At 71.6% G+C, this 13,445-nt stretch carries 10 protein-coding genes; 6 read left to right on the top strand and 4 right to left on the bottom strand.

Annotation, left to right across the window (positions count from 1 at the left end):
- Positions 1–35 precede the first annotated feature (35 nt).
- Complete coding sequence (locus AB0F61_RS06905) at positions 36–719, top strand: hypothetical protein (RefSeq protein WP_357804192.1); 684 nt, start codon at positions 36–38, stop codon at positions 717–719.
- An 86-nt stretch (positions 720–805) separates the two neighbouring features.
- Positions 806–1,978 (top strand): tRNA dihydrouridine synthase DusB, encoded by a 1,173-nt coding sequence (gene dusB / locus AB0F61_RS06900; RefSeq protein WP_357804187.1) that lies wholly within the window; start codon positions 806–808, stop codon positions 1,976–1,978.
- Between the two features lie 638 nt (positions 1,979–2,616).
- On the opposite strand, the gene AB0F61_RS06895 is transcribed toward dusB, so the two are convergent.
- A complete protein-coding gene (locus tag AB0F61_RS06895) occupies positions 2,617–3,276 on the bottom strand; it encodes a C39 family peptidase (RefSeq protein WP_357804182.1) in 660 nt (219 codons plus the stop codon).
- 700 nt (positions 3,277–3,976) lie between these two features.
- Positions 3,977–5,647, bottom strand: a complete 1,671-nt coding sequence (locus tag AB0F61_RS06890; protein WP_357805026.1) for a beta-N-acetylhexosaminidase — start codon at positions 5,645–5,647, stop codon at positions 3,977–3,979.
- A gap of 353 nt (positions 5,648–6,000) precedes the next feature.
- Between AB0F61_RS06890 and ppdK the strand changes: the two genes are divergently transcribed.
- Positions 6,001–8,709, top strand: coding sequence for a pyruvate, phosphate dikinase (gene ppdK, locus AB0F61_RS06885; RefSeq protein WP_357804178.1), 2,709 nt, complete (start codon positions 6,001–6,003; stop codon positions 8,707–8,709).
- A 49-nt stretch (positions 8,710–8,758) separates the two neighbouring features.
- Here ppdK and AB0F61_RS06880 read toward each other — a convergent pair whose 3' ends face one another.
- Positions 8,759–9,259 (bottom strand): roadblock/LC7 domain-containing protein, encoded by a 501-nt coding sequence (locus tag AB0F61_RS06880; protein WP_357804176.1) that lies wholly within the window; start codon positions 9,257–9,259, stop codon positions 8,759–8,761.
- Between the two features lie 253 nt (positions 9,260–9,512).
- On the opposite strand from AB0F61_RS06880, the gene AB0F61_RS06875 reads away from it, so the two are divergent.
- The 3 genes from AB0F61_RS06875 to AB0F61_RS06865 all read left to right on the top strand — a co-directional run bounded on the left by AB0F61_RS06875 (position 9,513) and on the right by AB0F61_RS06865 (position 12,079).
- Entirely contained in the window at positions 9,513–9,866 is a 354-nt protein-coding gene (locus tag AB0F61_RS06875; RefSeq protein ID WP_357804173.1) for a VOC family protein, read from the top strand.
- Between the two features lie 101 nt (positions 9,867–9,967).
- Complete coding sequence (locus AB0F61_RS06870) at positions 9,968–11,233, top strand: deoxyguanosinetriphosphate triphosphohydrolase (RefSeq protein ID WP_357804171.1); 1,266 nt, start codon at positions 9,968–9,970, stop codon at positions 11,231–11,233.
- Positions 11,234–11,248: 15 nt separating this feature from the next.
- On the top strand, positions 11,249–12,079 hold the full coding sequence (locus AB0F61_RS06865; protein WP_357804167.1) for a siderophore-interacting protein: 831 nt from the start codon (positions 11,249–11,251) through the stop codon (positions 12,077–12,079).
- Positions 12,080–12,086: 7 nt separating this feature from the next.
- On the opposite strand, the gene AB0F61_RS06860 is transcribed toward AB0F61_RS06865, so the two are convergent.
- Positions 12,087–13,445, bottom strand: a 1,359-nt coding sequence (locus AB0F61_RS06860; RefSeq protein WP_357804164.1) for a low temperature requirement protein A, incomplete at its 5' end; no start/stop codon positions are given.

Here is a 13,445-nt window from a genome sequence, read left to right as displayed (position 1 = left end):
ATATCTTGGTCGTGATCGGAAGAAGGTGGGTTGACATGGCGAAGCGACTTCTCGTCCTCCGCGTGACCGCCGCCGCGGCGGTCGTGGCGGGACTGCCGGCGCTCTCGGGCTCCACGGCCCACCGCGGTGCCGCCCAGGCGCCCCCCGCCCAGGCTGTCGCCTCCGCCCCGCCGAACGTGTCATCCGCGTCACGTGGGTTGGTCGGTTCGGTCGACACGGCCGCGCCGTCCGTGTCGTCCGCCGAGGGGATGATCGAGGCCGCCCAGTCGAGGCTCGAGCCGAGGGTCGCCTCCCGCCGCGGTCCCGCGCGCAGCGCGTCCCCGCGAGCCCCCGTCGCCCCGCCGGTCGTCGGTGCGGCCGGTGGTGCGCGCAGTGCGCCCCCGCGGGCCCCCACGACACGTCTCGCCCCCGTCACGGCCATCCACTCGCAGGCCGCGATCGACCGCGGAGCGCTCGTCACCTGGACGACCTCGCCGACGTGTCTCCTGGCGGGGCACGACACCATGGGTTGGGCGTGGCTGGACGACCTCCCGGCGGGGCGGGTGGTGCGGGTCGTGTCGGGGCCGTGCGCGGGCACCTACCAGGTGGTTGGGCGCCGGTGGCAGCCGCGCAAGGGAGGCACGATGCCGCACTGGGCGAGCCGATACGATCTCGTGCTCCAGACCTGCACGGGGCCCAGCGGGACGGGCTTCAGCACCGCCCGACGGCTGTCCCGGTAGGCCCGCTCGGGTCGCCCCCGGGCGTCGACCCGAGCGCCCGCCCGGCGGCGGGCATAGGGGGAGGAACCCCTCCGTATACTTGCGGGGTGAGTGATGTCGCGGTGGCGCCCGGACGCCCGTTGACCCTCGGTGGCTACCAGGTGTGGCCGCCGGTGGTGCTCGCGCCGATGGCCGGGATCACGAACGTCGGCTTCCGCCGGCTCTGCCGGGAGCAGGGCGGCGGCATCTACGTCTGCGAGATGATCACCACCCGGGCGCTTGTCGAGCGGAACCCGAAGACACTGCACATGATCGCGTTCGGCGACGACGAGAAGCCGCGCAGCCTCCAGCTCTACGGCACCGATCCGGAGATCACCGCCGCCGCCGTCCGGATCGTCGTTGAGCGCAACCTGGCCGATCACATTGACCTCAACTTCGGCTGCCCCGTACCCAAGGTCACCCGGCGTGGTGGCGGCGCGGCGCTGCCGTGGCGACGCCGGCTCTTCGCCCGGTTGGTGCGGGCCGCGGTGGATGCCGCCGCACCGGCCGGGGTGCCGGTCACTGTCAAGATGCGCAAGGGCATCGACGACGACCACCTGACGTACGTCGAAGCCGGGCTCGCCGCCCAGGAGGCCGGCGTGGCCGCGGTGGCCCTGCACGGGCGGACGGCCGCGCAGCGCTACTCGGGCACCGCCGACTGGGACGCGATCGCCACCTTGAAGCAGGCCCTCGACGTGCCGGTGCTCGGCAACGGCGACATCTGGGAGGCCGACGACGCGCTGCGGATGGTCGCGCACACCGGGGTCGACGGCGTGGTCGTCGGGCGTGGCTGCCTGGGTCGCCCATGGCTGTTCGCCGACCTGGAAGCCGCCTTCAACGGCCGGTCGGAGCGGCGACTGCCTACCCTCGGCGAGGTGGCGGTGACCATGCGTCGGCACGCGGAGTTGCTTGTCGACCAGTTCGTGGCCGCCGCCCGCACCCCGGCCCGGGGCGAGCGGGACGGCTGCGCAGATTTTCGCAAGCACGTCGCCTGGTACCTCAAGGGCTTCCCGGTCGGCGGCGAACTGCGCCGCTCACTGGCGATGATCGAAAGCCTGGCTCAGCTCGACGACCTGCTCGGCAAGCTCGACCCGACCGAGCCGTTCCCGATGACCGCCCTTGGCCAGCCCCGTGGGCGCACCAACTCGCCGGGCAAGGTCTTCCTGCCCGATGGTTGGTTAGCCAGCCGGGACGACGACGCCGTCCCCGAGGGCGCCGAAATGGACGACTCCGGCGGCTGAGCCCTTTTGGCCGGCTGGCCCTATGGCCGGCTGAGCCCCTTTGGCGGGCTGAGCCCTCTGGAAGGCCGAGGCTCGGCCGCGGTCCCGATTCCCGCGCTGGTCCCGGCTCCCGGGTCGGTCCCGGCTCTCGGGTCGGTCCCGGCTCTCGGGTCGGTCCCGGCTCCCGCGTCGGTCCCCGGTCGGGTGGAGTCCGCCGACCGGGCCGTTCAGGTGGCCCGCCGGCTGGCTGAGCCCTTGACCGGCCGGGCGAAGACGCCCCGCGAAGGTCCCTTCCAAGTGGGCTGGGCGTAGCGGCTGGGCTGGTGGGTTCGGTGCGTGTCCTTTGGAGCTGATGTTGTGAACGAATCACCTGGACGCCGGGGTCGGCTCGGTCGGCTCTGCCGTGATTCGTCTATGACATCAGCTCCAAAGGACCCGTGACATAGGTCAGTGGGGTGGCCTGTTGTGGTCGGGCCGGGTTGCGTCGGTGGGCGGCTTGTCGGGGTGGGGTGGGGTGGCTTGGGTCAGCTCCGAAGGGTTGCTCGTCTTCGGTGATGCCCGGCGAGGGCGCGTGGACGCTGATTTCGGCAATGCCGAAGGGCCGGTCCCCGTGGTGGGGCCGGCCCTTCGATGCTGCGGTCGTGCGGTGCTGTGGCGGGTCAGCTGGTGGCGTAGCCGCGGGTGGCGATCCAGTCCGCGAGGTGCTCGGTGCTGATCCAGTAGGAGGCGGTGTTCGGGTCGGCGGAGTCGGCGATCTTCACCGTGTTGCCGTTGTCGCGGTAGCCGACGACGCTGATGTAGTGCCCGCCCTCGTAGGAGTGGGTGACACCGTCGGTGTCGGTGCTGGTCCCGGCGATGTTCGCGACCACGGCCCGCCCGTCGTCAACCGTGCGGACGATGTCGGCGCGCAGCTGGTCGGTCTGCTTGGCGTCGGCGTCGGGCTTGCTGATCTCGACGCTGTGGTAGGCGTCGGTCTTGCCGGTTTCCTTGTTCAGGACCGGGGTGATGTCGTTGATGGAGTTGGTGCCGGCCTCGGTGGTGCCCATCTCCTTGGCCATGTCGTCGACGTTGATGTTCTTACCCTGCACGGACAGGGCGTTGCGGGTCGCGGCGGGCCCGCAGTAGTAGAAGTTCGGCTGCGCCTCGTAGCGCACGCCGAGTTCCCGCTCGCTGTGGTTCTTGCGGTCGGACTGGGTCTGGGTGGCCGGCTTCGCCTCCGACGCGGCGTACGCGGCAGTGACGGGACCGGCGATGGCCCCACCGGTGAACGCGAGACCAGCGGCGGTCAGAGCGGTCTTACGAATCAGATCGGTACGCATGATGGCGTGCTCCTCTGCATCGGGGGTGCCCACACGGCACAGGGGGGTGCGGCCATGCGGGAAAGTCTTGCCCGGCAGCCCCACAAAGGGGGCCGGCGTCGGGACACGGTGTAACCGTTCGCGGCGGCGGGTCATTCCGCCTACCCGCGGGGGTGGGCCGTTGCGGTGCTCGGCCGTGCGGGGTATGTAACCGAGGCGGCCCGACCGATGTTCCCGACGGGCTCACGACCGTGGGTGTAACCGAGGGTGCCCGGCCGGTGTTCCCGGCGGGCTGCCGCACTCCACGACCCGTGGGTGTGACCGGGGCGGCCTGGCGGGTGGTCCCGGCGACTGCCGCGCACCAGCGACGCGAGGTCACGGTGGCATGCCAGGTATAACGCCCCCGCCCGGCCCCCGATTCCGCCGTCAGGGTGGCCCCGACCACCCGACACCAACGCCCAAACCGGACAACTGGCCCATCTTCACGCGCCTCATGGACCCGACATGGCGGCCAGGACGGCGTGATCCACGCGAGTTCCCGGAAATCGCGGGGTCCGGGTGCCGGGGATACCCCGACATCATGAAACCCGAGTGGATCATGCCCATCCGGGCCGTTCGTGCCGGACCGGGCTGGTGCGGGAAGGGCGGCGGGGCGTGACGCCGTGCGGACCGGACCGGCAGGGATCAGGGCGCCGGGGTGGCCCGGGGCCGAGCCCGGGAATCAGGCCGTGGCGGTGTCGGTCTGCGTCGTGTCGCGCTGGGTGGGGATGGTCGGGGTGTTCGGCCAGGGGACCTCGGGTGCGCGGTGGAAGGTGATCCCGGCGGTCGCCCAGCGTGGGCCCTGGCCGGCCAGCCGGTCGCGGAAGTCGGCCCAGTCGTGGGTGGCCCGGGGTGACCAACCCAGCTCGGCGATGGCGGGCAGTCGGGGCAGGAGCAGGAACTCGATGTCGGCAAGCGAGGTGACCGACTCGGTCCAGAGCGGGGCCTCCACCCCGAGGACAGCCATGGTGGGCACGTCGGAAACGTGTGTGCCCGGATCCCAGTCGTACGCCTTGCGTACGTCGATCAGACCAGCCCAGTCGTGCCCGATCGGGGTGTCCGGGGCGTACTTCATGTCCAGGTAGGCGTGGTTGCCGGGGGAGAGGATGAGTCGGGCGCCCCGGCGGACCGCGTCGGCGGTGGTGGGGTCGTCGGCGTTCGTGCCCCACCATTGCAGCACCCGCCCGTCGACGTGCCCGGCCGGCGCGAGCTGGTGCCAGCCGACGACGGTCTTGCCGAGGTCGGCCACGATGCGCTGGACCCGCTCGACGAAACCGGTGTAGACCTCGCCCTTGACCTTGAACGCCTCGTCGCCGCCGATGTGCAGCAGCGGCCCCGGGGTGAGTGCGGCCACCTCGCCCAGCACGTCGGCGATGAAGTCGTACGTCCGCTCGTCGGCTGGGTCGACGTAGCTGAAACCGACCTCGGTGCCGGTGTACGGCGGCGGGGCGATCTTGTCTGGTGCCAGCTCCGGGTACGCGACAAGCGCCGAGTTGGTGTGCCCGGGAAGGTCGATCTCCGGGACGATGGTGATGTGGCGGGCGGCGGCGTAGGAGACGATCCGCTGGTAGTCGGCCTTCGTGTAGTGCCCGCCGGGGCCGCCGCCGACCTCGGTCGCTCCGCCCACGGCTGTCAACCTCGGCCAGGAGTCGACGGCGATCCGCCAACCCTGGTCGTCGGTGAGGTGCAGATGCAGGTGGTTGAGCTTGTAACGGGCCAGGTGGTCCACGACGCGCAGGATGTCCTCGACGGCGAAGAAATGCCGTGCGACGTCGAGCATCGCGCCCCGGTACGGGAAGCGGGGAGTGTCGGTGATGGTCCCACCGGGCAGCGCCCAGCGTGCGGTGACCGGGGTCGGGCTTTCGATGGCCGGTGGCAGTAGCTGGCGCAGGGTCTGCACGCCGTGGAAGAGGCCGGTGGCGGTGCCGGCGGTGAGGCGTACCCCGTCGCGGGTGACGTCGAGCCGGTAGCCCTCCGCGCCGAGACCGGCGGCCTCGTCCAGCAGCAGCGCGATGCCGCCGACCGGCGCGGCGGTGTCGGTGACCGGCAGCGAACGGGAGGCGGCGTCGGCGACCGGCAGCGGACGGGAGGCGGCGTGCACGACCGGCAGCGGGTAGCCCGTGGCTGGCCGGAGAAGTTCGGCGAGTTGCGCGGCGACGGCCAGTACGGCGGGGTCGGCGTTGGCCGCGATTACCGCTTCGGCCGGGAGCACCCAGTCCCCGGTCGGGTCCGGCTGGACCTGCGCGGGAGCGGGCACGACGTCGGTCAGCCGGTGCGGGGCCGGCGGGGCGAGCAGTTCACCGGCGGCCCGGGGCGGGGTGGCCGCGTCCACCTCCCGCGCCGGCGACGGCACTGGACCGGTGGCGGGAACGGGGGAGGGGATGGTCGACACGGCGGCGACTCCGGGGGGTGTATTCGCGTCGGTTATGGCAAAAGTGAGGTTCACCGGCTGGCGTGCCGTCAAGCGTACGACGCGCGGCCGGGATGCGTGATGGTGCGCATGGAAGCGTTCCCAAAAACCGGTACGAACACGGATAGTCGTGATGGCTGTGCCAATTGTCACCGAACGGTCCCAGGTCACCCGATGTTCGCTTAACCTTCGCCCACCGATCGGCGTCGACCCCAGGATTACCGGCAGTCCGTCCCGGGGAAAGAAAAAACTGAACCTTCGTTAAGTGTCCATCCGGCGCGTGTGTGGAGGCTTTGGTGGCAGCGCAAGAAACCGTCGACCACAAGTACGTCTACGACTTCTCCGAAGGCAACAAGGACCTCAAGGACCTGCTGGGCGGCAAGGGGGCGAACCTCGCCGAGATGACAAACCTCGGCCTGCCCGTGCCGCCCGGCTTCACCATCACCACCGAGGCCTGCCAGGCGTACCTCGCGACGGGACGGGAGCCGGACGGGCTCGCCGGTCAGATCGAGGCGCACCTGGAATCGCTCGAACGCGCGATGGGCAGACGCCTCGGCGACCCCGGGGACCCGCTGCTGGTCTCCGTCCGCTCCGGTGCCAAGTTCTCCATGCCCGGCATGATGGAGACCGTCCTCAACGTCGGCCTCAACGACCAGAGCGTGGTCGGGCTCTCCGCACAGGCCGGCGGCAACGACAGGTCCGCCTGGGACTCCTACCGCCGCCTCATCCAGATGTTCGGCAAGACCGTCTGCGAGGTGCCGGGCGAGGAGTTCGAGCACGCGCTCGACCAGGCCAAGAGCGCCAAGGGTACGCACAACGACCTCGACCTGGACGCGGACGACCTGCGCGGGCTTGTCGACGCGTACAAGAAGATCTTTGTGAAGCACACCGGTCGGGAGTTCCCGCAGCAGCCGCGCGAACAGCTCGACCTCGCCATCCGGGCGGTCTTCGAGTCGTGGAACGCCGAGCGCGCGGTGCTCTACCGCCGCCAGGAGCGCATCCCGGCCGACCTCGGCACCGCGGTCAACGTGGTGACGATGGTCTTCGGCAACCTGGGCCCGGATTCCGGCACCGGTGTCGCGTTCACCCGGGACCCGGCAAGTGGCGCACAGGGCATCTACGGCGACTACCTGGCCAACGCCCAGGGCGAGGACGTGGTGGCCGGCATCCGCAACACCGTGCCCCTACAGGACTTGGCGCAGCTCGACCAGACCTCCTACGACGAGCTGCTCGGCATCATGGCCCGGTTGGAGGAGCACTACAAGGACCTGTGCGACATCGAGTTCACGATCGAACGCGGCAAGCTGTGGATGTTGCAGACCCGGGTCGGCAAGCGCACCGCCGCCGCCGCGTTCGTCATCGCCGGGCAACTCGTCGACGAGGGCCTGATCGACCTGGACGAGGCGCTGCACCGGGTCAACGGCGCGCAGCTCGCCCAGTTGATGTTCCCCCGCTTCCAACTCGACCACGAGTTCCAGCCGGTCGCCACGGGCATCGGCGCCTCGCCCGGCGCGGCGTCCGGCACCGTGGTCTTCACCTCCGCGCGGGCCGTCGAGCTGGCCGCCGAGGGCAAGTCGGTGATCCTGGTCCGCCGGGAGACCAACCCGGACGACCTGAACGGCATGATCGCCGCGAAGGGCATCCTCACCTCGCGCGGCGGCAAGACCAGCCACGCCGCAGTGGTGGCCCGGGGCATGGGCAAGACCTGCGTGTCCGGTGCCGACGAAATCGACGTGAACGTGCCGGCGAAGCGGTTCACAGTGGCCGGGCAGACCGTCAACGAGGGCGACGTCGTCTCCATCGACGGCACCACCGGCAAGGTCTACCTCGGCGAGGTGCCGGTCATGCCGTCGGAGGTGGTGCAGTACTTCGAGGGCAGCCTCGATCCCGAGCACATCGACAACCCGCTGGTCCGGGCCGTACACCGGATCATGACGCACGCCGACGGCAAGCGGCGGCTCGCGGTCCGCACGAACGCCGACACCGGCGCGGACGCGGCCCGGGCCCGGCGCTTCGGCGCCGAGGGCATCGGGTTGTGCCGCACCGAGCACATGTTCCTCGGCGACCGGCGGGAGCTTGTCGAACGGCTGATCCTGGCTCGGGCCCCGGGCGAGCGGGAAGCGGCGCTGGCGGCGCTGCTGCCGTTGCAGCGGGCCGACTTCGAGGAGATCTTCCGGGAGATGGACGGCCTGCCGGTCACCGTCCGGCTGATCGATCCGCCGCTGCACGAGTTCCTGCCGCCGCTGGAGCAGCTCGCGGTGAACGTGGCGGTCGCCCAGGAGCGCGGCGAGGACGTCGCCAAGGAGGAGGCGTTGCTCGCCGCCGTCCGGCGCATGCACGAGGAGAACCCGATGCTCGGGCTGCGGGGCGTGCGCCTCGGCCTGGTCATCCCCGGCCTGTTCGCGATGCAGGTCCGGGCCATCGCCGAGGCGGCCGTCAGCCGTGCCCGGGGCGGCGGGGTGGCGAAACCGGAGATCATGGTGCCGCTGGTCGGGGCCGTGCAGGAGTTGGAGACGGTCCGCGCCGAGGCCGAGAAGATCATTGCCGAGGTGGTCGGGGACAGCGGGGTCGAGGTGCTGATCGGCACGATGATCGAGGTGCCCCGGGCGGCGTTGACCGCCGGGCAGATCGCCGAGGCCGCCGAGTTCTTCTCCTTCGGCACCAACGACCTGACCCAGATGGGCTGGGGCTTCTCCCGCGACGACGTCGAGGGCGCGTTCTTCTGGCGCTACCTGGAGCTGGGCATCTTCGGCATCTCGCCGTTCGAGTCGATCGACCGCGACGGCGTGGGTCGACTGATCCGGATTGCCGCCGAGGAGGGGCGGGCCGCCCGCCCCGGCCTGAAGCTCGGCATCTGCGGTGAGCACGGCGGCGACCCGGACTCGGTGCACTTCTTCCACGAGGTCGGCCTGGACTACGTGTCCTGCTCGCCGTTCCGGGTGCCGGTGGCCCGGCTGGAGGCCGGTCGGGCGGTCGTGGAGACCGACGGTTCGGACAGCCGTTGACGCGGGCCGGTGGCGGACCGGGGGACCGGTCAGCCACCGGCGCCGACAATCAGATCGGCGGGCGCCGCCAGGTCGGCCGCGCCGAGCGGCGCAACTGGGTGGGCAGGGTCGCCATCGGGGTACGCACGGCGAGCGGCGCGTGCCCGTCCGGAACAGCGGTGGCGCCGCCACCGCCGACGCGGGTGTCCAACACCGAACCGGTCCGGCGGGCCACCGCCCGAGCCTCCTCGTGCAGCGCCTCCAGGTCCTCCGCCGCCGACACGGTGACCAGGGTCAGCAGGGCGGTACGCCCCGCCGGGTAGGTCACCACGCAGCCGGCCGTCGTGCTGACCACCGACTCCCGGAACTCACCCCGCCGGACGGTGTCGGCCACCCGGTGACCGAGCCCGAAACTGGCGGCGGCCAGCGCGGCGAGATGGGTGGCTTCGGTGCTGGGCAGATCGCTGGAGATGAGCAACCCGTCGGTGCCGGCCAGCACCGTCCCGGCGACCTCGGGCCGGCGCCGACGCAGCCCGCGTAGCTCCGTACCCACCACGGTGTGTGCGTCCACGAGCTGCTCCCTTGCCGGTCGGGGATCTGCGTGTCGGTCGGCTCGTCACGTTCCGCGCTGGGAACGCTACCGGCGGCCACCGCTGCCCGCGAGCCCGTAACCCAGGGCGATCGGTCCGCAACTCCAGGCCGATCGGCGGTTGTGGACCATTCACCGACGCGTCGGGGGCACGTCGACAAGCCGTGGCGGGCGTAACCTTGGCTCGCTCGCAAACGGCTGATTGCGTACGCCGTCGAACGGGAAAGGTGACTGAATGACCAGCGTCTGGGAGAGCCTCACCGTCGATGCCCGTGATCCGGCCCGACTGGCCCGCTGGTGGGCCGAGGCGCTCGGCTATCAGATCGTCACCGAGAAGCCGGGCGGCGTGGAGATCCGCCAGTCCGCCGACCGGTCCCCGGCTCTGTTCTTCGGTCTGGTGACCGAGAGCAAGGACCGCAAGAACCGGCTGCACTTCGACCTGCGCCCCGCCGACCAGGAGGCCGAGGTCGAGCGGCTTGTCGACATGGGGGCCCGGCACGTCGACATCGGCCAGGGCGACGTCGAGTGGACGGTGCTGGCCGACCCGGAGGGCAACGAGTTCTGCGTCCTCCGTGAGCGCGAGGAGTGAGCCGGTTTTGCGAGCCCCGCAGTCGCGAACAGCGGAAGCCTTGTGAGCGCGAGGAGTGAGCCGGTTTTGCGAGCCCCGCAGTCGCGAACAGCGGCGGCTGCGTGAAAAGTGAGCCGGGCGCGGCGGACGCGCGGTTGGTGCGGGAGGCGCCCAAGGACACCGGGCACCGCCGGTCACCGTACGAGCGCGACCGGGCCCGGGTGCTGCACTCGGCGGCGTTTCGTCGGCTTGCCACCAAGACCCAGGTGCACACCGCCGGGACTGACGACTTCCTGCGTACGCGGCTGACGCACTCGCTTGAGGTGGCGCAGATCGCCCGGGAGATGGGCGCCCGGTTGGGCTGCGACCCGGACGTGGTCGACGTCGCCGGGCTCGCCCACGACCTCGGGCATCCGCCGTTCGGGCACAACGGCGAGTCCGCTCTGGACCTGCTGGCCACACCGTGCGGTGGCTTCGAGGGCAATGCGCAGACGTTGCGGGTGCTGACCCGGCTGGAGGCGAAGGTGCTCGCCCCGGACGGCTCGTCCGCCGGCCTCAACCTGACCCGCGCGTCGCTCGACGCGATCGGCAAGTACCCCTGGCCGCGCCGCCCCGGGCAGCGCAAGTTCGGGGTGTACGCCGACGACGCGCCGGTCTTCGGTTGGATCCGGGCCGGTGCGCCCGGCGACCGGCGTTGCCTGGAGGCGCAGGTGATGGACTGGGCCGACGACGTCGCGTACTCGGTGCACGACGTGGAGGACGGCATCCACGGCGGGTACGTCACGCTGGGCCCGCTGCTCGCAGACGCCGACGAGCGGGCCGCGCTCTGCGCCGACGTGGCCGCCGCCTACTCCGGGGAGTCCGCGGCCGACCTGGCCGAGGTGCTGGTTGACCTGCTTGCCGATCCGCTGCTCGCCCCGCTCGCCGGGTACGACGGCAGCCACCGATCCCAGGTCGCGCTGAAGGCCACCACCAGCGGGCTGACCGGCCGGTTCGTGTCGGCGGCGGTGACCGCCACCGAGGAGCGTTCCGGTCCCGGCCCGCACCGCCGCTACGACGCCGATCTGGTGGTGCCGAGGCTGGTCCGGGCCCAGTGCGCGCTGCTCAAGGGCATCGCCCTGCGCTACGTGATGCGTCGTTCCGGTTTCCGGGGCCGCTACGAACGGCAGCGGACGATGCTTGCCGAGTTGGTGGCGGCGCTGCTCCGGCGCGCGCCGGACGGGCTCGATCCGATCTTCGCCCCGCTGTGGCGGGCGGCCCCGGATGACACCGCCCGACTGCGGGTGGTGATCGACCAGGTCGCGTCGCTCACCGACCCGGCGGCGGTGACCTGGCACACCCGCCTGGTCGGCGACGGCGCACCGCCGACCGACCACCAGCCAGCTTAGGCTAGCCTAACTGGTATGACGGAGCGCCCCAGGAACGTCACCTCGGTCCACGTGCTGCGCACCGAGCGGCCCACCCCCCACCTGATCCGGCTCGTCCTCGGTGGGGACGAGCTGGCCGGCCTGCCGGTGGGCGAGTTCACCGACCACTACATCAAGCTGGTGTTCCCGCAGCCCGGCGTCGCGTACCCGCAGCCGTTGGACCTCGCCGCGATCCGCCGGGAGATGCCCCGGGAGCAGTGGCCCCGGCTGCGCGCGTACACCGTGCGGCGGTGGGACCCGCTGGCCGAGGAGCTGACCGTGGACGTGGTGCACCACGGCGACGAGGGGCTGGCCGGCCCGTGGGCCGCGGCGCTGCGTCCGGGTGACCCGGTGCACTTCGTCGGCCCCGGCGGGGCGTACGCGCCGAGCCCGGACGCGGACTGGCACCTGCTGGTGGGCGACGAGAGCGCCCTGCCGGCGATCGCCGCCGCGCTGGAGCGGCTGCCGCTGGGTGCGCCGGCCCACGTCTTCGTGGAGATCGGTGACCCGGCGGACGAGCAGAAGCTGCTCAGCCCCGGCGCGATCGAGGTGACCTGGCTGCACCGGGGCGACCGCCCGGTGGGTGCGGCGCTTGTCGCGGCGGTCCGGGCGTTGGAGTTCCCGGCCGGTGACGTGCACGCGTTCGTGCACGGCGAGGCGGCCTTCGTGCGGGACCTGCGCCGGCTGCTGCGCGGCGAGCGGGGGATATCCCTCGACCGGCTCTCCATCTCCGGCTACTGGCGGCGTGGCATGGACGACGAGGGCTGGCGCTCCACCAAGGCCGACTGGAACAACCAGGTGGCAGCCGAGGAGGCCACCGCCGCCTGAGGGCCGCTCATCCCTCGGGCGTGCGGTTCGCCGCGCCGGCTCGGGCGAGTCGCCGGCTGAGCAGCACGGCGTACCCGACGACCGCCAGGGCGAGCAGTGCCAGCATCCACCTCGGTCGGTGCACCGTGGCGGTGATCAGGGAGACCGAGAGCACCCCGTAGGCGGCGATCAGCAACCGGGCGCGGCTCGGTCGGGTCCACAGCCAGTACAGGGCCAGGCCACATGCCGTCCACACCACCATCGACGCGCCCAGCAGCAGCCGCAGCTCCAGCGGCAGTTGGGCCGCGTCGTCGTCGACCAGCCGGACCACCTGGCCGAGCGCCCAGCCGAGCAGCAGCAACGCGCCGCCGAGCGGGATGTGCAGGAAGCTGTACGCCTGGCCGCCGCGCAGCCGGCTCTGGGTCAGGCGGGTGGTGACGAATGTGGTGTAGACCCACCAGACGGCCGCCGGGATCAGGAAGGCCATCGCGGCGGTGAGGATCATGTGGGGTGCGGGATGGTCCGGCACCGCGAAGAGCAGGCTGGCAAGCGCGCTGCCCAGCACGATGATGGTGAACTGCCCGATCCGTTCGGGCAGGTGCCGGTTGTCCACCGGCCAGCGGTTGAGCCAGCGCACCCCGACCCAGGGCGTGGACAGTTCGATGACCATCGCGACGATCCACAGGACGGGACGCAGTTCGGTGGGCGCGACAAGTGACACCAGCCAGATCAGCCAGCCCGACCCGAAGCCGATCAGGTAGACGGTCGTCACCATGCGGGCCATCGCACTTGTCGGACGGGCCCGCAGGTACAGCAGGAGCAGCACGCCCCGCACGATCAGGTACCCGACCGGCAGGAGCACGCTCTCCGGCACCTCGTCGACGCCGAGCGTCATCGCGCCCGCGCCGATCAACGCGACAAGCACAAGCAGTCGGTGCAGCGCGTCGTCCGGGTCGAACCGGGTGTCGTAGTAGACCTGCCCCAGCCAGGCCCACTGGATCACCACGAAGAGCCCGATCACGGCCAGCACGGCCGTCGGCGACGGGCTCGGCTCGTTGCCCAGCCGGGCCGTCACCGCCGCCAGCGCGTACACGAAGATGAGGTCGAGGAAGAGTTCCAGCCAGGTCGCGTGCCGGTGGCCGGCCTCGTCGGCCCGCGGGGCCAGTCCGCCCAGCCCCACCCGACTGGACAACCAGTTCGGTACGTGGAGGGCTCCGGTCCGTACCCTGCGCATCTGGTCATGGTCCCGGGCGGGCCCGGCCGGCGGGCCGGAACCGGCGAGCCGGTCGGTGGTGGGGGTCACCGGCGCGGCCGGTGACCCCCGCGATGGTGGCCGGGTCAGCCGAGATTGGCCCAGGTGGACCAGGGGCCGCTGGTGGTGGTCTGC

The organism is Micromonospora sp. NPDC023888, assembly GCF_040639415.1.
Classification (GTDB): Bacteria; Actinomycetota; Actinomycetes; order Mycobacteriales; family Micromonosporaceae; genus Micromonospora.
The sequence above is the reverse complement of the archived record's forward strand: the minus strand, read 5'-3'. Positions and strand labels throughout refer to the sequence as shown.

Bases quoted from the DNA above. Each gene is read 5' to 3' on its own strand.
- AB0F61_RS06905 (WP_357804192.1), top strand. From the start codon at position 36: ATGGCGAAGCGACTTCTCGTCCTCCGCGTGACCGCCGCCGCGGCGGTC.
- AB0F61_RS06895 (WP_357804182.1), bottom strand. From the start codon at position 3,276: ATGCGTACCGATCTGATTCGTAAGACCGCTCTGACCGCCGCTGGTCTC.
- AB0F61_RS06875 (WP_357804173.1), top strand. From the start codon at position 9,513: ATGACCAGCGTCTGGGAGAGCCTCACCGTCGATGCCCGTGATCCGGCC.
- AB0F61_RS06865 (WP_357804167.1), top strand. From the start codon at position 11,249: ATGACGGAGCGCCCCAGGAACGTCACCTCGGTCCACGTGCTGCGCACC.